Source organism: Aeromonas sp. s9 (assembly GCF_040907765.1).
Taxonomy (GTDB): Bacteria; Pseudomonadota; Gammaproteobacteria; order Enterobacterales; family Aeromonadaceae; genus Aeromonas; species Aeromonas caviae.
The window spans coordinates 154,667-175,764 of record NZ_JBFOCK010000015.1 but is presented as its reverse complement, the minus strand read 5'-3'; the positions used below and the strand labels follow the sequence as shown (position 1 = coordinate 175,764).

18 protein-coding genes and 1 pseudogene are annotated in these 21,098 nt (G+C 62.7%); 11 read left to right on the top strand and 8 right to left on the bottom strand.

Annotated elements, in window-relative coordinates; translation table 11 throughout:
- Positions 1 to 34: 34 nt before the first annotated feature.
- The 3 genes from ligA to AB5Y54_RS02905 form a co-directional block, all read right to left on the bottom strand.
- On the bottom strand, positions 35 to 2,041 hold the full coding sequence (ligA, locus tag AB5Y54_RS02915) for an NAD-dependent DNA ligase LigA (protein WP_368153206.1): 2,007 nt from the start codon (positions 2,039 to 2,041) through the stop codon (positions 35 to 37).
- Between the two features lie 99 nt (positions 2,042 to 2,140).
- Complete coding sequence (gene zipA, locus AB5Y54_RS02910; protein WP_368153205.1) at positions 2,141 to 3,271, bottom strand: cell division protein ZipA; 1,131 nt, start codon at positions 3,269 to 3,271, stop codon at positions 2,141 to 2,143.
- A 15-nt stretch (positions 3,272 to 3,286) separates the two neighbouring features.
- Positions 3,287 to 6,661, bottom strand: a complete 3,375-nt coding sequence (locus AB5Y54_RS02905) for an AAA family ATPase (protein WP_368153204.1) — start codon at positions 6,659 to 6,661, stop codon at positions 3,287 to 3,289.
- Positions 6,662 to 6,771: 110 nt separating this feature from the next.
- Here AB5Y54_RS02905 and cysZ point away from each other — a divergent pair, with 110 nt between their 5' ends.
- Together cysZ and AB5Y54_RS02895 are read left to right on the top strand one after the other, a co-directional pair.
- The gene (gene cysZ, locus AB5Y54_RS02900) at positions 6,772 to 7,536 is read left to right on the top strand and encodes a sulfate transporter CysZ (protein WP_010673447.1); all 765 of its coding nucleotides are present in this window, start codon (positions 6,772 to 6,774) and stop codon (positions 7,534 to 7,536) included.
- A 134-nt stretch (positions 7,537 to 7,670) separates the two neighbouring features.
- Positions 7,671 to 8,285, top strand: a complete 615-nt coding sequence (locus AB5Y54_RS02895) for a trimeric intracellular cation channel family protein (RefSeq protein WP_010673446.1) — start codon at positions 7,671 to 7,673, stop codon at positions 8,283 to 8,285.
- A gap of 94 nt (positions 8,286 to 8,379) precedes the next feature.
- Here AB5Y54_RS02895 and AB5Y54_RS02890 read toward each other — a convergent pair whose 3' ends face one another.
- From AB5Y54_RS02890 to AB5Y54_RS02875, 4 genes are all read right to left on the bottom strand, one after another.
- Positions 8,380 to 8,631, bottom strand: a complete 252-nt coding sequence (locus tag AB5Y54_RS02890; protein WP_010673445.1) for a hypothetical protein — start codon at positions 8,629 to 8,631, stop codon at positions 8,380 to 8,382.
- Positions 8,632 to 8,734: 103 nt separating this feature from the next.
- Positions 8,735 to 9,280, bottom strand: coding sequence for a DUF882 domain-containing protein (locus AB5Y54_RS02885; RefSeq protein WP_368153202.1), 546 nt, complete (start codon positions 9,278 to 9,280; stop codon positions 8,735 to 8,737).
- A gap of 148 nt (positions 9,281 to 9,428) precedes the next feature.
- Positions 9,429 to 10,910 (bottom strand): murein L,D-transpeptidase, encoded by a 1,482-nt coding sequence (locus AB5Y54_RS02880; protein WP_368153201.1) that lies wholly within the window; start codon positions 10,908 to 10,910, stop codon positions 9,429 to 9,431.
- A 91-nt stretch (positions 10,911 to 11,001) separates the two neighbouring features.
- Entirely contained in the window at positions 11,002 to 11,769 is a 768-nt protein-coding gene (locus AB5Y54_RS02875; RefSeq protein ID WP_041213380.1) for an ABC transporter substrate-binding protein, read from the bottom strand.
- A 309-nt stretch (positions 11,770 to 12,078) separates the two neighbouring features.
- Here AB5Y54_RS02875 and AB5Y54_RS02870 point away from each other — a divergent pair, with 309 nt between their 5' ends.
- From AB5Y54_RS02870 to AB5Y54_RS02850, 5 genes are all read left to right on the top strand, one after another.
- The gene (locus AB5Y54_RS02870) at positions 12,079 to 12,624 is read left to right on the top strand and encodes a hypothetical protein (RefSeq protein WP_010673441.1); all 546 of its coding nucleotides are present in this window, start codon (positions 12,079 to 12,081) and stop codon (positions 12,622 to 12,624) included.
- Between the two features lie 57 nt (positions 12,625 to 12,681).
- Entirely contained in the window at positions 12,682 to 13,740 is a 1,059-nt protein-coding gene (locus AB5Y54_RS02865) for a glycosyltransferase family 2 protein (protein WP_041213382.1), read from the top strand.
- Complete coding sequence (locus AB5Y54_RS02860; RefSeq protein WP_010673439.1) at positions 13,737 to 14,108, top strand: GtrA family protein; 372 nt, start codon at positions 13,737 to 13,739, stop codon at positions 14,106 to 14,108. Before AB5Y54_RS02865 ends, AB5Y54_RS02860 begins: the two co-directional genes overlap by 4 nt.
- Entirely contained in the window at positions 14,108 to 15,274 is a 1,167-nt protein-coding gene (locus AB5Y54_RS02855) for a membrane protein (RefSeq protein ID WP_029313951.1), read from the top strand. Before AB5Y54_RS02860 ends, AB5Y54_RS02855 begins: the two co-directional genes overlap by 1 nt.
- Positions 15,275 to 15,481: 207 nt before the next feature.
- Positions 15,482 to 17,605, top strand: a complete 2,124-nt coding sequence (locus AB5Y54_RS02850) for an alpha-amylase (RefSeq protein ID WP_183149563.1) — start codon at positions 15,482 to 15,484, stop codon at positions 17,603 to 17,605.
- Between the two features lie 63 nt (positions 17,606 to 17,668).
- On the opposite strand, the gene AB5Y54_RS02845 is transcribed toward AB5Y54_RS02850, so the two are convergent.
- Entirely contained in the window at positions 17,669 to 18,295 is a 627-nt protein-coding gene (locus AB5Y54_RS02845; protein ID WP_201934745.1) for a glutathione S-transferase, read from the bottom strand.
- A gap of 158 nt (positions 18,296 to 18,453) precedes the next feature.
- Between AB5Y54_RS02845 and AB5Y54_RS02840 the strand changes: the two genes are divergently transcribed.
- The 4 genes and pseudogenes from AB5Y54_RS02840 to AB5Y54_RS02825 all read left to right on the top strand — a co-directional run bounded on the left by AB5Y54_RS02840 (position 18,454) and on the right by AB5Y54_RS02825 (position 20,989).
- Positions 18,454 to 19,098, top strand: coding sequence for a response regulator transcription factor (locus AB5Y54_RS02840; RefSeq protein WP_010673435.1), 645 nt, complete (start codon positions 18,454 to 18,456; stop codon positions 19,096 to 19,098).
- A 30-nt stretch (positions 19,099 to 19,128) separates the two neighbouring features.
- A pseudogene (locus AB5Y54_RS02835) lies at positions 19,129 to 19,209 on the top strand (DNA-binding response regulator); the annotation flags it as partial.
- A 268-nt stretch (positions 19,210 to 19,477) separates the two neighbouring features.
- Positions 19,478 to 20,059, top strand: coding sequence for a TetR/AcrR family transcriptional regulator (locus AB5Y54_RS02830; protein ID WP_368153199.1), 582 nt, complete (start codon positions 19,478 to 19,480; stop codon positions 20,057 to 20,059).
- Between the two features lie 72 nt (positions 20,060 to 20,131).
- Positions 20,132 to 20,989 (top strand): alpha/beta hydrolase, encoded by an 858-nt coding sequence (locus tag AB5Y54_RS02825; protein WP_368153198.1) that lies wholly within the window; start codon positions 20,132 to 20,134, stop codon positions 20,987 to 20,989.
- The last annotated feature ends 109 nt before the right edge of the window (positions 20,990 to 21,098 follow it).

Here is a 21,098-nt window from a genome sequence, read left to right as displayed (position 1 = left end):
AGTGGGCCGGGTTTGTCTGCTCAAACGTGCATTCTCAGGGCTGAATGGCCGCCTGCAACTCGGCTTCGGTCCAGATGGTGATCCCCAGCTCCTGGGCCTTGGCGAGCTTGGAGCCTGCCGCCTCCCCCGCCACCAGCACGTCGGTCTTGGCCGACACCGAGCCCGCCACCTTGGCTCCCAGGGCCTGCAGCGCCGCCTTGGCGTCGTTGCGGGACAAGGCGGTGAGGGTGCCGGTCAGCACGAAAGTCTTGCCGGCAAAGGGCTGATCGCTTGCCTCTTTCTTCTCGATGACCGGCCAATGGATACCGGCGGCCAGCAGGGCGTCGAGCACTTCGATGTTGTGGGGCTGGCGCAGGAAGTAGTAGACGTGCTTGGCCACTATGTCTCCCACGTCGGCCACTTCCAGCAACTGCTCCACCGAGGCGGCGCGCAGGGCATCCAGGGTGAGGAAGTGGTTGGCGAGGTTCAAGGCGGTCGCCTCCCCTACTTCGCGGATCCCCAGGGCAAACAGGAAGCGGGGCAGGGTGGTGCTGCGGGCGGCATCGATGGCGGCCACCAGGTTGAGGGCCGATTTTTGCCCCATCCGATCGAGCCCGGCCAGCTGGATGGCGTTGAGGCTGAACAGGTCCGCCGGGGTCTTCACCAGCCCCTTGTCCACCAGCTGCTCCACTATCTTGTCGCCAAGGCCATCCACATCCATGGCGCGACGCGCCGCGAAGTGCTTGATGGCGGCCGCCCGCTGGGCCTCGCAGAAGAGACCGCCGGAACAGCGGGCCACGGCCTCCCCTTCCAGCCGCTCCACCGCCGAGCCGCACACCGGGCACTCGGTCGGGAAGAGGATCGCGCGGGCATCCGCCGGGCGCTGCGCCTCCACCACAGCCACGACCTGGGGGATCACGTCCCCGGCCCGGCGCACGATCACGGTGTCGCCGATCATGACGCCAAGGCGCGCGATCTCGTCCGCATTGTGCAGGGTAGCGTTGGAAACGGTGACGCCGCCGACAAACACCGGCTTGAGCTTGGCCACCGGGGTGATGGCACCGGTGCGGCCCACCTGGAACTCGACGTTCTCAAGCGCCGTCATCTCCTCTTCTGCCGGGAACTTGTGGGCAGTGGCCCAGCGCGGCGCGCGGGCAACGAAACCGAGCTCCCCTTGCAGGGCGACGTCATCCACCTTGTAGACCACGCCGTCGATCTCGTAGGGGAGATCCCCGCGGCGCACCAGGATATCATCGTGAAACGCCTGGCAGCCGGCGGCACCCTCTTTGAGCTTCACTTCCGGGCTGAGCGGCAGACCCCAGGCCTTGAGCTGATTGAGGCGACCGAAGTGAGACTCCCCCAGCTCGTCGCCACCGACTCCCACGCCGTAGGCATAGAAGCTGAGGGGGCGGCTGGCGGTGATGCGTGAATCGAGCTGGCGCAGGCTGCCGGCAGCGGCGTTGCGCGGGTTGACGAACACCTTCTCCCCCGCCGCCAGTGCATCGCGGTTCATCGCCTCGAACCCCGCCTTGGGCATGAAGACCTCCCCACGCACCTCCAGCCGCGCCGGCCACCCCTGGCCGCGCAGGGTCAGAGGAATGGCCTTGATGGTGCGCACGTTCTCGGTGATCTCCTCCCCCGTGGTGCCGTCCCCGCGAGTGGCGGCCTGTACCAGCTGGCCATCCACGTAGAGCAGGCTCACCGCCAGACCGTCGAGCTTGGGCTCGCAACAGAAGGTGAAAGTCACCTCCCGCTTGAGGCGATCACCCATGCGTTGCTCGAACGCCTGCAACTCCTCGCTGCTGAAGACGTTGTCCAGACTCAGCATGGGGATCTCGTGGCGTACCTGCTTGAAGGCGGTCAGCGGCTGGCCCCCCACCCTCACGCTCGGCGAGGCCGGGGTTTTGAGCTCTGGATGCTCGGCCTCCAGCGCGATCAGCTCGCGCATCAGGCGATCGTATTCGGCGTCCGGCACCGTGGGGTTGTCCAGCACATAGTACTGATGGCCGTACTCGGTCAGCAGCTCACACAGTTGACGGTGGCGGGAGAGGATATCGCTCATGAAAAAGTCTCGAAGTGTGATGGAACATTCAGTCTGGGGCAGAAACAAAAATGCGGCACCGGGGTACCGCACTTTTCATTGTTCAAGCCCCATGGCGCATCAGTCGCGGCTGGCCTCGTAGGCCGCCAGCTCGTGACGGTAGCGGGCGATGTCGTCGTCGCTGAGGGGACTGCGCGAGGCGTCGGTCAGCATGGCATCGAGATCGCTCGCCAGCTGATCCGCGGCCTGCAACATGTGCTCGAAGGCGAAGGCGGCATTGCTGCGAAGGGGCAGTTGCATGAAGAGGGACACACCCGGGGTGCTGAACTGCTCCATGCGATAGGGGTTGAAGGTACCCGGCTTGACCATGTTGATCATGGAGAAGAGCACTTCCCCCTTGCCGCCCAGATCTTCGTGACGGTGGAAGATGTCCATCTCGCCAAACTTGAAGCCCAGCGCCAGCAGGGAAGAGAGCAGGGTCGCACCTTGCAGATCGTGGCCGGGACGGGCCATCAGGTTGATGACATAGACATCCTGCCAGATCTTCTCGACCGGGGCCGGGGCGGGTTCTGACTCGGCTGCGTGAACCGGCTCTTCATAGGCTGGCTCGTCATCGTAAGCGGGCTCTTCATAAGCCGGCTGGGCGTAGCGGGGAGCCTGCTGGGCAACCGGTGCCGGCTCGCGTGCACCGAAGGTCGGCGCCTGGGCATAGGCCGGCTCCACCAGCGGCTCTTCGTCCAGCGGCTGCATCATGGGCTCGCGCTGCGGACGGGAACGGTGTACCGGCGTACGGCGGATCACCTGTGCAGGTTTGCGCACCGGCGCGGCAGGGGCCTCTTCAACAGGGGCGGCAACCGGCTCGTCATAGTCCTCTTCTTCCTCATACACAGGCTGAGGGGGGACAGGGCGAGCGGCAGGCTTGCGCACCACGGGAGGCGGCAGATCGGCGTCGTCATCTTCATCATCGAAGGCGGGAACGGGGGCGACACGGCGGGGTTCGGGCTGACGGGCCTCGTCGCTGCGCAGTTTGGGCTCGGCACGACGGCCACCGCTCACCACACGCACCTGACCGATGCCATCGCTGTCGAAGGCGTCGTTGTCACGCTCACGGGACTTGGACTCCATCCGACCCAGGGGTTTCTCCTTGATCGGTGCCTGACGATTCTTTCTGTTGCTCCACAACCCGTGAATGAGCAATGCCGCGATGGCAATACCGCCCAGGGCAACCAAGATGTAACGCAATTCCTGCATTAGCTGCTTCTCTTTCTAGTTTTGCTCAGCCAAAGCGACGGCTTCACCGATATCGACCGACACTATGCGCGAAACCCCGGGCTCTTGCATCGTGACGCCAACCAGCTGCTCGGCCATCTCCATGGAGACCTTATTATGACTGATGTAAACGAACTGTACTGTGCTCGACATCTCTTTGACAAGAGAACAGAAGCGACCGACGTTCACTTCATCGAGCGGTGCATCCACCTCATCCAGCAGACAAAATGGTGCTGGATTGAGTCTGAAGATGGCAAAAACCAGCGCAAGGGCGGTTAGCGCCTTCTCCCCCCCGGAAAGCAGGGCAATGGTAGCATTCTTCTTGCCCGGAGGTCTTGCCATGATGCTCACTCCGGCCTCCAAAAGATCATCCGAGGTCAGCTCAAGCCAGGCACTGCCCCCCCCGAACACTTTTGGGAACAGGGATTTTAAATCTTCATTGACCTTATCGAAAGTGTCGCGGAAGCGTATTTGTGTTTCTTTATCAATTCTTTTAATGGCTTGGCTCAAGGTGTCGAGGGCCTGCTCCAGATCCTGGCACTGATTTTCCAGGTAGCTTGAACGGGTTTTCGCCTCCTCATACTCCTCCAGTGCCGCCAGGTTGATGGCGCCAAGCGCCTCCACCTGCGCCTCCAGCGTCTGGATCTCCTGGCGCAGCTTGCCGCGATCAGCGGCAATCAGCACAGCCTGATCGAGGTCCACCAAGCGAACGCCCAGCTCTTCGAACTGCTCGTGCAATCCCTGCCTGCGCGTCAGGTTGCGCTCGCGCTCGAGCCGCAAAGTCGCCAGCTTCTCCTGAATTTTCACCAGCTGCTTGTGATCTGCGCTTCTGGCCTGCTCCAGCTCGGTCAGCTGACGATCCAGCTCTGCGAGCCGCTGGTGACAGGTCAGTTGCTGCGCCTCAAGATTGCGCTGTTCGACCAGCAGGGGCGACAGATCCTGACTCGGAGCGGCCCCTGGCTCCTTGAGTTCCGCCAGCTCCAGGCCGAGACGGGCCAGCTCCTGCTCGCGCAGCGTGATGAGCTGGCGCTGGTTCTGCTGCTCCAGTTGCAACCGCTGGCAGGCCGCCTGCTGCTGCTCCCGGCGAAGGCGCACCTCTTCCAGCGCCCGCTCCGCCCCGCTCACCTGCTCCTGGGCGAGCAGCAGCGCCTCGGCGAGTACCTCCCCCTGCTCCTGCTGCTCGCCAAGGGCCGCTTCATCCTGCTCAAGCCTCTCCCCGGCCGACGCCAGCCGCTGCGCCTCCTCAGCCTGCTCCTTATCGAGCCGGGCCAGCTCTTCCCCCAGCTGGCCCAGGCGCTGCAAGCGCTCCTGGCGCTGCCCCTCGCGCAGACTCCAGGCTTCGCGCAGTTGTTGCCACCGCAGCTCCTGCTCGCGCAGGGTGCGCTGAGCCAGCTCATGGGCGCTGTGCAGCTGGGCCCGCGCTGCATCGGCGGCGACAAGCTGCTCGTCGAGTCTGTGCAGCGCCTCCCGACCCGCGGCCAGCTCGGTGTGCAGCCGCTCACGCTCACCGAGCAGCGCCAGCGTACCGAGGGCCATGCCCTCCCCCAGATCCGCCCAGTTGGGGCCGAACCAGTCGCCAGCGGGAGTGAGCAGCGACTCACCGGCAGAGAGGCTGTGCAGGCGGGACAGCGCCTCCTCCCTGCTCTCTGCCAGCCAGATGGCGTTGAGGAAAGCCGGAATGTGCTCGCCCCCCAGTTGCGCCGCCAGGGTATCGGCCCTGGCTGGCTGGGCCGGGCCAATCCAGAGCCCGGGTTGCGCCAGGTTGCACTCGTCCGCCGGGATTGCGGTGAGCCAGCGGCCGAGCACCTTGTCCAGTCCCCGGGCCCACTCGGGGGGCACCTGCAACCGATCCGCCAGGGTCGCGCCCGCCATCTGCTCCCCCAGGATCTGATCCAGGGTGGCGAGGCGCGCCTCCAGCTCGCGCAGCAGGCCCTGCTGGCGACCCTGCTCTGCCTTGAGTGCTTCATGGCGCGACACACCGGCCTGCCACGCCGTATCGGCTTCCTCATGGCGGGCGCGGGAGAGCGAGAGTTCCGCCGCCAGGGCATCGAGGGCCGGTTGCAGGTTCTCCCCTTCGCCGCCGAGGGGGCCGGCCTGTTCATCCTCCAACTTGAGACGGGCCAGCCGGGTCTTGGCCTGCAGCTCCTGCAGACCGTTCACCTCGGCGCGGGTCTGGTTGAGCCGCCCCTGTAACTGGCTCAGCTGCTGCTGCCACTGCTGCTGGCGCTGGCGCGCCTGCTCGAGCCGATCGCCCGCTGCTGCACGCACGCTCTGCTGGTCGGTAAGCAACTGCTCACACTGCTCGAGGCGCGCCGACGAGACCTCGCCCTGCAACGTGCTGTCGCTCAGCTGTTCCAGCTGGCCGGCCAGCTGGGCCTTGAGGCCGTCGATACGCTCGCCGAGGGCCTGCCGCCTCGCCTGCCAGTCACGACCGAGTTCGTTCTGGTGCAATTGCTGCTGCTCGAGGCGGGCGATGGCTTGTCCGCCGAGAAAAATCTGCTGCTGGCGGCTGGCCTGCTCGGCCTGCGCCTCCTGGCGGGCCACCGACAGGGTGACGTGGCGCCCCTCGTCGGCGGTGCGCTTGGCATCGAGGGCCGCCAGCGCCTGTTCAGTCTGGGCCAGTTCGGTCTTGGCTTCGCCAAGACGCGTCTCCAGCGCCCACAGTTCCGAGCCGATCAGTTCGCTGCGGGCCGCGCGACTGCGGCTCTTGAGCTGCTTGTAGCGCTCGGCGGTCTCGGCCTGGGCCTTGAGATGTTCGAGGCGCGAGCCCAGTTCGCTACGGATATCGCCAAGGCGTTCCAGGTTCTCCTGGGTATGGCGGATGCGCTGCTCGGTCTCGCGGCGCCGCTCCTTGTAGCGGGAGACCCCGGCGGCCTCTTCCATGAACAGCTTGAGATCGGCGGGGCGGGACTCCACCAGCCGGCTGACGGTGCCCTGTTCGATGATGGCGTAACTGCGGGGCCCAAGGCCGGTGCCGAGGAAGAGGTCGGTCACGTCCTTGCGGCGGCACTTCTGGCCGTTGATCTGGTAGTGGTTGGAGCCGTCGCGCAGCACTTCGCGGCGCACCGAGATCTCGGTAAAGCGGCCGAACTCGCCGGGTACCCGGTTGTGGGGATTGTCGAACACCAGCTCCACCGAGGCGCGGCCATGGGCGCTGCGGTTGATGGAGCCGTTGAAGATGACGTCGGTCATGTTCTCGCCGCGCAGATGGCGGGCGGAGCTCTCCCCCAGCACCCAGCGCACGGCGTCGATGACGTTGGATTTGCCGCAGCCGTTGGGGCCCACCACGGCGGTCATGTCGGCGTTGAGTTCGATGCGGGTCGGCTCGACAAACGACTTGAAACCGGCGAGTTTGATCAATTTCAGACGCATGGCGGCCTATGTGGGTAACGAAATAAAGAGGAGGCGGGCAGGCAACTTTACCAAATCAAAGGCTTGTTTGTAATATGCTGGCACTTTCCCCATTCACTGATGGAGCTCACATGAGCCAATCACCCCACATGGTCAAAGATTCGGTCAGCGGTGCAGACTACTTCCTGCGCGGGTTCTCACTCATCCGCCAGCCCGGCATCCGCACCTTCGTGCTGATCCCCCTGCTGGTCAACTTCGTGCTCTTTGCCGGTGCCTTCTACGCCCTGTTGCTACAACTGGACGGCCTGTTCGCCTGGCTGCACCAGCAGATCCCGAGCTGGCTCTCCTGGCTTGATTACCTGCTCTGGCCCATCGCCCTCATCACCATACTGGTGGTCTTCTCCTTCATCTTCAGCTCGGTGGCCAACTGGATAGCTGCCCCTTTCAACGGCCTGCTGGCAGAGAAGGTGGAACAGATCCTCACCGGTGAAGCCATGAATGACACCGGCATGCTGGATGTGGTGAAAGATGTGCCCCGTACCTTCGGCCGCGAATGGACCAAGCTGAAATACTATCTGCCCAAGGCCATCGGCTGCCTGATCCTCTTCCTGATCCCGGTAGTGGGCCAGACCCTGGCACCCGTGCTCTGGTTCCTGCTCAGCGCCTGGATGATGGCGATCCAGTATGTCGATTATCCGTTCGACAACCACAAGATCGGCTTCATCACCATGCGCGACGCCCTCAAGCAACGTCGTGGAAAGTGCCTGAGCTTCGGCGCCCTGGTGACCCTCTTCTCCGCCATCCCGGTGGTGAATCTCTTCGTGATGCCGGTGGCCATCTGTGGCGCCACCGCCATGTGGGTAGACCAATACCGCAGCGAGCAACTTGGACGCTGAACCGCGTCATCATGATCAAAAGAGGGGGCGAAAGCCCCCTTTTCATTACTTAATCTAATGCATAACCAAGATAGCTTGTCGCCCCAGCGCAGGGTTGTTAGGATGCGGGCCTTTCTCGCACCCTGGGATATCTCATGTTACATGCACTCTTCTTGCTCGGCCTGGTGGCCGAAGGGATGACTGGCGCGCTGGCAGCGGGTCGGCGACGGATGGATCTGTTTGGCGTCGTGATCATCGCCTCGGCGACGGCCATCGGTGGCGGTACCATTCGGGATGTGCTGCTGGGCCACTATCCCCTGCTCTGGGTCGAGCACCCCGAATACGTGCTGCTGGTGGCGGGCGCCGCCATGGCCGGGGTCATCTCGGCCCCGCTGATGCGCTACCTTGGCAAGCTGTTCCTGGCGCTCGATGCCCTGGGGCTCGTGGTCTTCTCCATCTTCGGGGCGGCAAGGGCGCTGGAGATGGGCCACGGGGCCGGCATCGCCTGCATCATGGCCGTGGTGACCGGCGTGTTCGGGGGGGTGCTGCGGGACTTGCTGTGCCAGCGCATCCCGCTGGTGTTCAAGCGCGAGCTCTATGCCGCCGTCTCGCTGATCACCGCCGCGCTCTACTGCTTTGCGCTGCACCATGGGCTGCCCAACGACTGGGCCGCTTTTGGTGCCATCGGCATCGGCTTCGTGCTGCGGCTCCTGGCGGTACGCTTCAAGTGGGGACTGCCCACCTTCAACTATCAGTACGCCACCCATTGATCGCGCCAGTTCCTGGCCATATCGCACGGATAACGAGCAACAAAAAAGCGCCATACGGCGCTTTTTTGTTGGGCATCGGCAAGGGAGGAAAGGGTCAGTTGATCCCTTCCGAGCTGAAGAAGGTCGCCTTGTCGGCGATGAAACGCACCTTGATGTTCTTGCCTTCCCCTCCCCAGACACAGCTCGTGGTGCCGAGAGCATCGTCGCAACGCTCGGCCTTGCCGAGGATGGCACTCGCTTCGGCATAGCTCATCCCGACTTTCAGCTTGTCGTAACTCTCGCGGTTGAGCTTGCCGCAACCAGTCAACAACAGGGCGATGAGCCCCCCGATCACAATCTGCTTCATCTTTCTCTCCTCTGGCTGGAGTCCAGAGCCTAGCAGCTTGGTCCCCCTCAATGCCAGCGGCAACAAGATACAATCGGCACTCAACCCTTGAGGAAATCCCGACTCACCAGCTGCGAACGGGGCCTGTGTCCAGGTGCACGAAGTTGTCGGCAGGGTAATAACCCACACCGCCCACCTTGAGGTTCAGGGCGGCCTTGCGCAGGTGCGCCAGCTGCACGCCGGGGATGCGCACGTCAACCGCCTGCCCCAGGGTGTGGTAGCTGTGCTTGGCGACGCCGCGACTCTTGCGCCGCTTCTGCTGATTGGTGGCCGGGGAGCGATAACCCGAGATGAGCTGGATTTCGCCGTGGCGTCCCAACTTGTGTTGCAGCAGAAAGAGCTGATCGAACAGCTTTCTGTCGATGTTGAACACTTCGTTGCGACGGTAGTCACGGAAAATATGGTTGAGCTCCGCCAGCCCGTCGCTCAGATAGTGGCCATCTTCCCAATAACTGGCGCGTACCCGCTCGCCGGTATTGAGGTTGAAGAAACTCAGTTCCCGTCCCGAAGTGCTGCGGCTCGCCAGCGCAGGGAACGACAGCAGGCTGGTCCCCATCAGGCAACCCGCCCCCAGCAGCAGACGGCGTCGGCTTATCTCTTGTCCCAGCATCCGTTGTCCGTCCATCTCATGGTGAAGTCACACAGGTGAATGAATTTGATACAAGGGCCGAAACTACCTGCCAGAAAAAGCGCTGTCAAACCCCATTCACCCATGAAAAAGCCCGGCACGGGCCGGGCTTTTCACTCTGTGGCGAGGATCACAGCAAGCGGCTTTGATAGCTGACTCTGTCGAATCCGTAGATATCGTTGCGCAGTTGCTGACGTCCCTCTTCATCAATCCAGCTGCTCCAGTAGACGGTAAACACCGGGATAGGGTTGCTCAGGGGCAGCCACTTGGTCTGGGTCTCTTTCAGGATGCTGGCCACCTTGTCCGGCTGATAGCGGGAGTCCGCCAGCAGCAGCTCCGCCAGATCGTCGGCGTGTTCCACCCGGATGCAACCCGAGCTGAAGGCACGGGCCCCCTGCTCGAACAGCGCCTTGCGCGGGGTGGAATGGAGATAGATGGCATCGTTGTTGGGCAGATAGAACTTGTAGCGACCCAGGGCATTGTGATCCCCCGGCTTTTGCCGCAACCGGTAAGGGAAACCGGAGGCCAGCGCATGGTGCCAGCCATCTTCGCTGAACTGCACCGGATTGCCCTCGCCGTCGATCACCTCGAACTGTTCGCGATCCAGGTAGGCAGGATCGCGCCCGAGCTTGGGCAGAATGTCCTTGCTCAGGATGGAGCGCGGCACGTGCCAGGCCGGGTTCAGCACGATGGAGCGGATCTCGCTGGCGAGGATGGGGGTGGCCCGCTGCTCCTTGCCGACGATGACCCGACTGGTGAAGACCTCGCTGCCAGACTCCACCACGCTCAGACGGTAGTCCGGAATGTTGACCAGCACATAGCGACCGGCAAGGTGATCCACCAGATCACGGCGCCACAGGTTGCGAACCAGCAGGCTGGCGCGCACCTCGGGGCCGGTATTGAGCCAGCTGCGGGTCTGACGGCCGATGATGCCGTCGGCGGTCAGGCCGTGGCGGCGCTGGAACTGCTTGATGGCCTGTTCGGTCTCGGGATCGTAGAGGCTGTCCTGGTGAGTCGGGGCACTGTCCCCCAGTTCGTTCAGGATGGAGCGGATCTGGCCGAGCTCGGTCGAGCTCTCCCCCGCCCTCAGGGTCGGCATGGAGAGGGTGGGCCAGTGCTTGGCCATGGGCATGGCCAGCAGCTTGCGCACTTCTTCGCGCACGGCGTCGTATTCCGCCACCTGTGGCCTGAGTTGCCTGACCTGCTCCAGCAGATTGTCTCCCTGGGGAGCATGGACCAGGGGGCGGTTCAGATCCAGCTTGAGGGTCTGCATCTGTTCGCGCGCGACCAGATCCATCCCTCGCCAGGCCTGCTGGAACCGGGCCAGCTTGCCAAAGGCCTCATCGTAGAGGGCACCGCGCCGATCCACCGGGGTCTTTTGCAACTGCTGCCAGAGGCGGTAGAAATCCGGATGCAGCTGGGCCAACACCGCTTCCTGCAACTGCTGTTCAAGCTCATGACGAGCCTGCTCGGCCACCTCGTTCTGATACCAGTCATGCTGGATGCTGGGACTGGCCACTACCGCCTGTTCCGTGCTGGCATGAACCATGCTGGCCGGCCAGCAGCCCAGCCAGATGAGATTCGCCAATGCCAACCAATACTTCTTACCCATGCTTCTTACCACGCTTGCCTCAAATCGGTTCATTTCGGCCTGTCAGGCGCGACGGTCAGGTCCCCATGATGCGTGAATGCTGGCGACTTTGCTAGCGGACGGAGGTGTAACGACGCCAGATGAGTTCCTGCTCCCCGCTGTCACCGACGGCCACTATCGCCTCGTTGAACCGCGCTACGAATTCCCCGGACAGGGTCTTCTTGCTCAACATGAAAAAGGTGGGCGTCTCATGGATCGCCATGGTGTGGGGGACGACCGCATCCGACAGCCCCTCTCTTTTCAGACCCCAGGGCGTGGCCAGACTATCCCCGAGAAAACCGTCTATCCGCCCAAGCAGCAGCTTGCGATAGTTTTGCACATCGTTGACCTCGCTCACCTGGTTGCGGTATCGCTGCAGAACCTTGGTGATTTCCGGGCCGTAATAGTAGTCCCTGGTCACACCGAGGCGATGCCCGTGGGCCAGCCAGCTCGCCAGATCCGACTCCTCACCGGTACCGGATTTGCGTACCCAGAGCGATGTCCGGCCCGGGTTGTAGGGGATGGAGAACCAGGCATAACGCGCCCTGTCATCGGCAAAATACGCCTCCATCACGATGTCCAGCCGACCCCGCTCAAGATCGTGCAACCCCCGCTTCCAGGGACGCTCCACATAGACCAGACGACAACCCAGCCGATTCGACACGGCATTGAGGTAGTCGACCGCAAATCCACGCAGTTCCCGACGTGCTCCCTCTTGCTGGTAATAGTGGTATGGGGGCCAGTCATCGAAACCGACGCGAAGGGGGGAGGAGCAGAACGATTGCGCCCACAACGGTTGGAGGGGCAGACAGCAGAGCACACACAGAGAGAAGAGTCTCATGGGTCATCCTTGACGACGGGACAGGCCATCTTAATTCTGCCCGGGTGAAATGGCGACAGATCCTGCCACAACAAAGCACAATATCAGCCGTTTGCCTGATGCGCCCCAGGTGGCGGCAGACAGGTTGGCGCCGAAAAAGCCACAATCAAGAAGAGGAAGCAAACGACCCCAAAGCCCCTTGGTAAGCAGGGTGATTGAGGGTTAATATGTGAGCAAATATATTTTTGTGATCCACTATGCTTTTTTTGCAATTGGATTAGCATATGCGCGAAATCTGCCTATCAATCTGTCGGGCGTCGAGTGAGTAATATGACCTACAAAAAGTTCGGTTTTCTGGCTGCCATCCTGGCACTGAGCGGTTTCTACCTTTATACCCTCTATCTGGCCGCTCACCCCAACGTGAGCCTGGCTTACAAGCTCTATTACCTGGAAGGCAAGACCCGTTTCTGGGAGCACAACTCCAGCATGACCTACCAGCCCGGCAACGAACTCAACCTGACCAAGCCAAGCCGCTTCCTCTCAAGCGAAGGCTGGGCCAAGAAGCCCAGCGAGCAAGGCACCGAGCTGAGCGGTCAGGGCGGTCTCTATTTCGTGCTGCCCAAGCAGCAGGCCCAGCCGGAGCAGCTCACCATCCAGGCCAGGATCAACAGCCCTCAGGCTGGCGCACTGCTCAAGGTGGCGCTGGGTCATGATTTCACCACCACGGTCAAGCTGGCCAAGGCGGGCATCAACGAGATCCGTCTCAGCCTGCCGGGCGACTCCCTGACCGCCGATCCCAAGCGTCCCAACTTCCTGGCGCTCTCCGCTCCGACACCGCTCAACGTCCAGTCCGTGCGGCTGACCGTGGCTCAGTGAAGCGGAATGCCCCAAGCATCTGTTCCGTAAAATAATTCTTTCAATAAGGAAGTTCCCATGTCCCGTGCCGATTTTCGACTCTCTCTGGTCGTTCCCGTTTACAACGAGGAAGAGAGCATAGACGCCTTCATCAGCGCGATAGATACCGAACTGGCCCCGCTCAAAGACCAGCTTGAAATCGTGTTCGTCAACGATGGCAGCCGTGACCGCACCCGTGAGGTGGTCGAGCAGGCCATCGCCCGGGATCCCCGTGTGACCCTGGTCAACCTGGCCCGCAACTTCGGCAAGGAAGCGGCCATGACCGCCGGCCTGCACCAGGCCAAGGGCGACGCCATCGTCCCCATGGACGTGGACCTGCAGGATCCCCCCTCTCTCATTCTGGAGTTCGTCAAGCTGTGGCAGACCGGCGACTATGACACCGTCTACGGCATCCGGGTGGATCGCAGCGCCGACACCCCGATGAAACGCCTGACCGCCGGTGGCTTCTACCGCTTCTTCAACGCCCTCTCCACCAGCACCAAGCTGCCGGAGAACGCCGGTGACTTCCGCCTCATCGATCGCAAGGTGGTCGAGGCCATCAAGCAGTTGCCGGAGCGCAACCGCTTCATGAAGGGGCTGTTCGCCTGGGCCGGTTTTCGCGCCGTCGGCGTTCCCTACGAGCGCCCGGCCCGCCATGCCGGCGAAACCAAGTTCAACTACTGGAAGCTGTGGAACTTCGCCCTTGACGGCCTGATGAGCTTCTCCAGCTGGCCGCTGCGGGTGTGGAGCTACATCGGGGTCGGTGTCTCCTTCATCGCCTTCCTCTATATCCTCAAGATCATCACCCAGGTGCTCTTCTTCGGCATCGACGTGCCCGGTTACGCCTCCCTGATGTCGGTCATGCTGTTCCTCGGCGGCATCCAGCTGCTGTCGCTGGGCATCATCGGCGAGTACATCGGCCGCATGTTCGTCGAGGTGAAACAGCGCCCCGTCTACCTCATCGAAGGGGTCTACGGCCAGTACGCCAAGCAGGATGAAGAGCAGAAGCAGGAAGTGCCCACCGCCAGCAAGAAGAGCGCTGGCAAGAAGGCCGCCGCGAAAGCCGCTGATGATCAGCAGGAGCAGGCGTCTCAATGATCTCCCGCGAGGAATTCTGGCGGCTGGTTCGCTTCGGTTTTGTCGGCGGGGGGGCCACCCTCGTCGATCTGGGTACCTCCATCGCCCTTTTTCATACCTGGCCGGCCATCTCCGAGCACCTGGTCACGACCCTGGCCTTTGCCGTGGCGTTCTGGTTCTCGTTCTTCGGCCATCGCTACATCACCTTCCAGAAACAAGGTGCCGCCAGCAAGTTCCTGCTGGTTGCCCTCTTCTCGCTGGCGGTGCGTAACCTCATCCTGAGCGGTTTGCTGTTTGCCGGTCTCTCCGGCCTGTTGCCGGTGGTGATCGCCACCCTGACCGTCACCGTGCTCACCTACGTTCTCTCCCGTATCTGGGTTTTTGCCTGATGAATGATATGACCAATACCGCCCCGTCAACCGGGGCTGCACTCCCCTATCGCCCGTCACTGCGCATCAGCGGCCGCGACTGGCTGATGATCGTCGCCGCCTTCGTGCTGAGCCGGGTGGCGCTCTATGGCATGGGCTATTTCGGCGTCCAGCTCTATGGCGCCACCGACATCGGGCCGCTGCAAGCCTACTGCCAGTTCGACTGCGTCTGGTTCCAGCGCATCATCGAGAATGGCTACGACCTCTATCCACGCTGGTTGAGCAAGGGCAATGCGGCGAACTGGGCCTTCATGCCCCTCTATCCCATGCTGGCCGGCGGTCTCTCCAGCCTGTTTGACATGGAGAGCCTCATCGGCCTGATGCTGGTGGCCAACATCGCCTTCTTCATCAGCTTGCCCCTGATGCTGCTGGTGCTGCGCCAGCTCAAGCTGGGGGACGACACAGCCCGCTTCGGGGTCTGGCTGCTGGCCTTCTCCCCCTTCTCCGCCTATTTCGTCTCCGGCTATACCGAGCCCATGTTCATGGCGCTGATGCTGGGAATGTTCCTGTTCGCCTACCGCGAACAGTGGCTCATGGTCGCCTTCCTCGGCATCTTCATCTCCGCCACCCGCAACCTGGGGGTGATGATGGTGTTCCCGGTGCTGATCCTGGCCCTGCAGGCCTACGGCTGGCGCGAGTTCTTCCGCTTCACCGAGCGGGCCTTCAAGGTGGTGTTCACCCTCTGGCTCATTCCCCTCGGCCTCTTCTCCTACATGGTCTATCTCTATCACCTCACCGGGGATGCCCTGGCCTTCAAGCACATCCAGGTGGCCTGGGGCCGCTATATGGACAGCCCCCTGGACTGGTGGCTGAGCGGCTTCGAGCTGGGGGGGCGCAAGGCCTATCTCTCCATCATGGTGATCTTCGGCTGGTGCCTGAATGGCTACCTGTTCAGCCAGAAACGCTGGGCCGAAGCAACCCTGATGTTCATCTGCTGCACCATCCCCCTGATGACCGGACTCAACGCCATGCCCCGCTACATGTTCGGCCTCTATCCGACCCTGCTGGCCATCGTGCTGCTGGCCCATCGCTGGCCTGCCATCCGCCCTGCGGTGCTCTGCATCAGCGGCATGGTTGCCTCCTTCATCGCGGTGGCCTTCGTCAACTTCAAGTTCTTCACCGTGTGACGCCACCCCGAATGCCTACAAGCCGGTCAACTGACCGGCTTTTTTCATGGCCGCGACACCCGGTTCACACTTTTCCATTCTTGAAAACGTAACCATTTGAACTGACGTCACAAATCGGTATTTTACCGGTCCAAGCCTGCCCCAGCGCGCCCTAGAATGAGTGCCTCAACGGATCCTGCTCCTCACACTCTGCTCAAGGAATGGCTTATGCGTCTCTCTTCGCGCCCCGCTCTTCGCCCATCACCCCTGTGGCTGGCCGTGCTCGCCACACCGCTGTTCATCGGTCAGGCGATGGCCGCCCCCGAGGTCTATCTCCATGTGGATGGCAAACCGGTAGCCGAGGCGCTGACGCTGGACAAGGGCACCGTCACCCTGACCCACAGACTGGACAAGGGGAGCCACCAGATCCGCATCAGCGATGCGGGCAACAGCTGCGGCACCAGCTTCGGGCCAACCGAGGCCAAGCCCCTTCCCTTCGGCACCGCCCAGCCCATGGACAAGTGCAGCAAGGGGACAGACTTCAATCTGAGGGTGATGCTGGCGGGGGACTACGAGTTCACCTTCAACCCCGATACCCCCAGCCTCAAGGTGTTGCGGGCAACCAAAAAGAGCGAGTTCAAACGCCAGCCTCCGGAAGAGCCCTGCATCAGCTGGGATGGCGGCCCGGTCACGACATCACTCAAGGGAGTCTGGCCCGACGGCACACGGTTGCGGGATGCCTACTCGGGGCAGGAAGCCGTGGTCAAGGGCGGCAAGATCACCCTGACACCGAGCAAGGAGAGCGGCGGCCTGCTGCTGCTCGAGCCGGTCAAGGCCGCCAAGCCTGCTCCCTTCAGCTGGGATCAGGCGAGCGTCTATTTTCTGCTGACCGACCGCTTCCACAACGGCGATCCTGCCAATGATCACAGCTTCGGTCGTCAGAAGGATGGTCAGGACGAAGTGGCCACCTGGCATGGCGGTGACTTCAAGGGGCTGACCGAGAAACTCGACTACATCAAGCAACTCGGCATCAACGCCATCTGGATCACCCCCATGGTGGAACAGGTCCACGGCTTCATCGGCGGTGGCGAACAGGGGAACTTCCCCTTCTACGCCTACCACGGCTACTGGGCGCTCGACTTCACCAAAATCGACCCCAACTACGGCGACGAAGAGAGCCTGAAAACCCTGGTGGACGAGGCCCACAAGCGCGGCATGCGGATCATCCTCGACGTGGTGATGAACCACGCAGGCTACGCCACCCTCGCCGACTTGCAGGATCTGGGGCTCACCGATCTCACCCAGAACACCGGCAAGCTGCCGAGTCGCTGGAACGAATGGCGCCCAAGCGGCGGCCTCAACTGGCATGGCTACAACCAGTTCATCGACTACCAGTCATCCCACTGGGACAAGTGGTGGGGCCCTGACTGGGTGCGCGCAGGCCTGCCCGGCTACCCGCAACCCGGCACCGACGACGTCACCGGCTCGGTGGCGGGACTGCCGGACTTCCTGACCGAATCCACCAGATCGGTGGGGCTGCCACCGCTGCTCGCTGCCAAAAAAGACACCAGGGCCAAGGCCCTGCCCAACGCCACCGTGAGCGATTACCTCATTGCCTGGCACACCGACTGGGTGCGCCGCTTCGGCATCGACGGCTTCCGTGCCGACACCGTCAAGCACCTGGAGCCCGCGGTCTGGGCCAGGCTCAAGCAGGCGGGCACCGACGCGCTCAAGGAGTGGAAGGCCGCCAACCCGGGCAAGGCCCTCGATGACCTTCCCTTCTACATGGTGGGCGAGGTGTGGGATCACGGGGTCGCCAAGGACTTCTGGTACCAGCACGGCTTCGATTCCCTGATCAACTTCGACTACCAGCGTGAATTCGCCCTGCCCCAGGCCCAGTGCATGGCGGGGGCAGAGCCCACCTATGCGAGCTACGCCAGCCGCATCAACCAGGATCCCGAGTTCAACGTGCTGAGCTACATCAGCTCCCACGACACCAAGCTCTTCTTCGGCGACTACCAGGACGTGGCGCTGCAACGGCGGGTGGCCAACAGCTTCATGCTGCTGCCGGGGGGCATCCAGATCTACTATGGCGACGAGTCCGGCCGGGGGCTGGCCAAGGATGGCGGCGTGTTCGATCAGAGTGTGCGCTCGGACATGAACTGGCAGGAGCTGGCGAGTGGCGAGAAGGCGGAGCTGGTCAAGCACTGGCAACGGCTCGGCCAGTTCCGTGCCGCCCACCCTGCCATCGCGGCGGGCAGCCACAAGAAGATTTCCGATGCCCCCTACGGCTTCGTGCGGGAGAAAGGAGAAGACAAAGTGGTCGTGGTCTTCGCGGGTCGGCAGAAATAGCGACCTGGCCTGAATAAAAAGGGGAGCCGATGGCTCCCCTTTTTTGTCTTGCCAACGCCCGCATCAATCAGACTGGCGGGCCGCCTTTGGCCACTGCAACCTCGCCCTGAGCAGGGTTTCCTGCCACAGGGGCCAGGCCAGCAAGGCCTGCTGATAGGCGCCAGCCTGACCGGGCAGCGAAATGCCATAGCTTGCCAGTCGATAGGCCATCACCGCATAGAAGGCATCCAGAATGCTCGCCTCGTCGAAATAGAAGGGCCCGCGCGCCTGGGACCAGAGGGTCTGCAACCGGGCCAGCTCGTCGATGACCTCCACTGGCGGTTCACTTTGGGTGGGCGCCCCCAGGAAGAAGGGCAGCAGGGTGCGGATCTGGCGAAAACCGGCGTGCAGCTCGGCGCACAGGCTGCGGGCCAGTGCCCGTTCGGCCTTGTCCACCGGATAAAGGTGACGCTCCGGGCAACACTCGTGGAGATATTCGGCGATGGCCAGAGAGTCGTGAATACGCAGCTCACCGTCGTCGAGCCAGGGCACCAGGCCGGCGGGGGCCGTGCGCTTGAGCCGTTGCAGCTCCTTGGCATCTTCCAGATCGAAGACCTGCTCCTGCCACGTGAGCCCGCTCATGGCCAGCACCAGCGCCGTTCTCATTGCCCAGGTGGAGCCCGTGCCCACCGTCAAAACCAGGGATCCCATCGATTGCCTCCTGCATGGGTTGTTTACTGGCCATCCCGCCGGCCCCGTGGCACGACATCCGATGACCACCTCACATTTGCGTACTGGCGGGTTTGACCCACTTGGGTAGCAGTGCTAGTTTGATTTTTCAAAACAATCAGTTAGCAACAATGTGAGCTATGGACAGCCAATTTACCATCGTCATCGCAGATGACCACCCCCTGTTTCGGGGCGCCCTCTATCAAGCGGTGCACATGGCCATCGACGACGCCAGATTGCTGGAGGCTGACTCCATCGACAGCCTGAGCCACCTGCTCGATGAACATCCCGACGTCGACCTGCTGCTGCTGGATCTCAAGATGCCGGGGGCCAACGGCTTCGAGGGGCTGGCCTATCTGCGCGGACATCACCCGGATCTCCCCATCGTCGTGGTCTCGGCCTCCGAGGATCCCGCCATCATCCAGCAGGTGCTGCGCCTGGGCGCGCTCGGCTTCATTCCCAAGTCCGTCCCCATGAAAGAGCTGGTCAGCGCCCTCAATACGGTGATCGGGGGGGACAACTGGGTGCCGGAAGGCATCTCCCTCCATCCCGAGCCCAGCGAAGGGCCCGATTTCGCCACCAAGCTGGCCAGCCTCACCCCCCAGCAATACAAGGTGCTCATCATGTTGCGGGATGGCAGCCTCAACAAACAGATCGCCTGGGAGCTCAACGTCTCCGAAGCGACCATCAAGGCCCATATCACCGCGATTTTCCGCAAACTCGGGGTCAAGAACCGCACCCAGGCAGTCATCGCTCTCCAGCAGATGGATATCAAGGACAGTTGAGCCCCTTGCCACCATCAGAGCCCATATCACTCCGCCTTCCGCAAACTTGGAGTCAAAAACCCCACCCAGGCGGTCATCGCCCTCCAGCAGATGGATATCAAGGACAGTTGAGCCCCTTGCCACCATCAGAGCCCATGTCACTCCGCCTTCCGCAAACTCGGGGTCAAGCACCGCACCCAGGCAGTCATCGCCCTGCAGAAAATGGGCATCAAGGACGACTGAGCTCGTCCCCCGCTGGCTCGGAACAAGGCAGCCACAACCGCCCCCAGCAGACTCTCTGGCCCCCGCAGCAGCCGGAAACGGCCTCCCTGCACCATTTGCGGCTCGACAGTTAGCACGGTCGTACTTTATGCTGCCAGCCCAGAGAGAGGAGAGCCGGATGAGCAAGGGACGTCTGACCCGCGACACCATTTTGCAGACTGCATTCGAGCAGGCGAGCCAGCAGGGGCTTGAGAGCCTCACCATAGGCTCCCTCGCAACGGCCTGCGAGATGTCAAAAAGCGGTCTGTTCGCCCACTTCCAGTCCCGTGACAACCTACAGATCGCCGTACTCACCCATTCCGCCCAGGTATTTCGTGAGCGGGTGATCCAGCCGGTGCGCCAACAGGGACACGCCACCCAGCAGGAGAAACTGCTCGCCCTGTTGCAGGCTTGGCTGGCCTGGAACCAGAGTTTTGCCGGCCGCTGCATGTTCCTCGATGCCTGGACCTCCGCCCAGGAGGGTGAGGTCCAGCAGGCGGCACGCGAGCTGGTCCGTTTCTGGCTCGACTACCTGGCACGCCAGGTAGTGCAGGGGCAGGCCAGAGGGGAGTGGCGCAGCGATCTCGATCCCTGGCGCGCCGTCTATCGCCTCTATGGCCTCTATCTCGGGGATCAGGTGTTCCATGCCCTGGGGCTCAGCGAGGATCCAGCCCGTCACTTCTGGCCCGAGGTGGAACAATTGCTGACCAGCTGGTGCTGACCCGACGGGCTCTTCTTTTTAAAAACCCGCAAAAAAGCACGACCGTTCGCACACAAAAAACACAGGATGACCATGAGCAGCAAGATCTATTTCAACACACGCCGCTTCAGCCCGAGCAAGTTGCTGCTGGGCCTCGGCACCCGCCTGCATCACGTGCTCGCGCCCACCCACGCCAAGCGCACCGCCAGCAAGCTGCTGCTCACCCCGCAGCGGGCGACCCGGGACGTCGAAGCCCCGGCCGGCCTGGTCGAGCAGGCCATCCACACCAGTGAAGGGACCCTGATGAGCTACCGGCTCGGGCAGGGGCCGGTCTGGCTGCTGATGCACGGCTGGTCAGGCAGTGCCAGCCAGTTCTATCCGCTGATGAGCCACATCGCCGCCCAGGGCTATACGGCGCTCGCCTACGATCACCCCGCCCACGGCCGGAGCGAAGGGAACAGGGGTCACCTGCCCCGCTTCGTGCGCGCTTTCGACGAGATCCTCGAGCGGGTCGGCCCCGTCCAGGGCGTCATCACCCACAGCATGGGGGGCGCCGTCACCCTCAGCAGCCGTCACCCTGCCATGGATGCGCTGCCGCTGCTGCTCATCTCCCCGGTGCTCGACTACGTGCCCCAGCTCTACGGCATGGTGGCGCGCTCCGGCTACTCCATCCGGCTGTTCGATGCGGTGGTCAAGGAGATAGAACACGAATACCAGCACCCGCTCAGCACGGTTGACCCCCTTGGCCGGCTCGCCCGGCGCAGCGGCGCCGCCCTCATCGTGCACGATGAGGAAGACCGCTTCGCTCCCCATGGCGACTCCCTGCGCGCGGCCCAGGATGGCAGAACCCGACTGGTGAGCACCCGGGGGCTCGGCCATGGCCGTATTCTGGCAAGCCCTCCAGCCTTCGCCGCCTTCGATCAACTGAGCCAGACACCCTTGGCAAACTGAAAATGAAACGGGCCGCAAAAATTGAGCGTGCGGCCCATTTTTATCCGGTATACAACGTCTTATAGTTGAATTGCGCGGTGGCAACCCGCCCTGGCGATCACGATAAGGC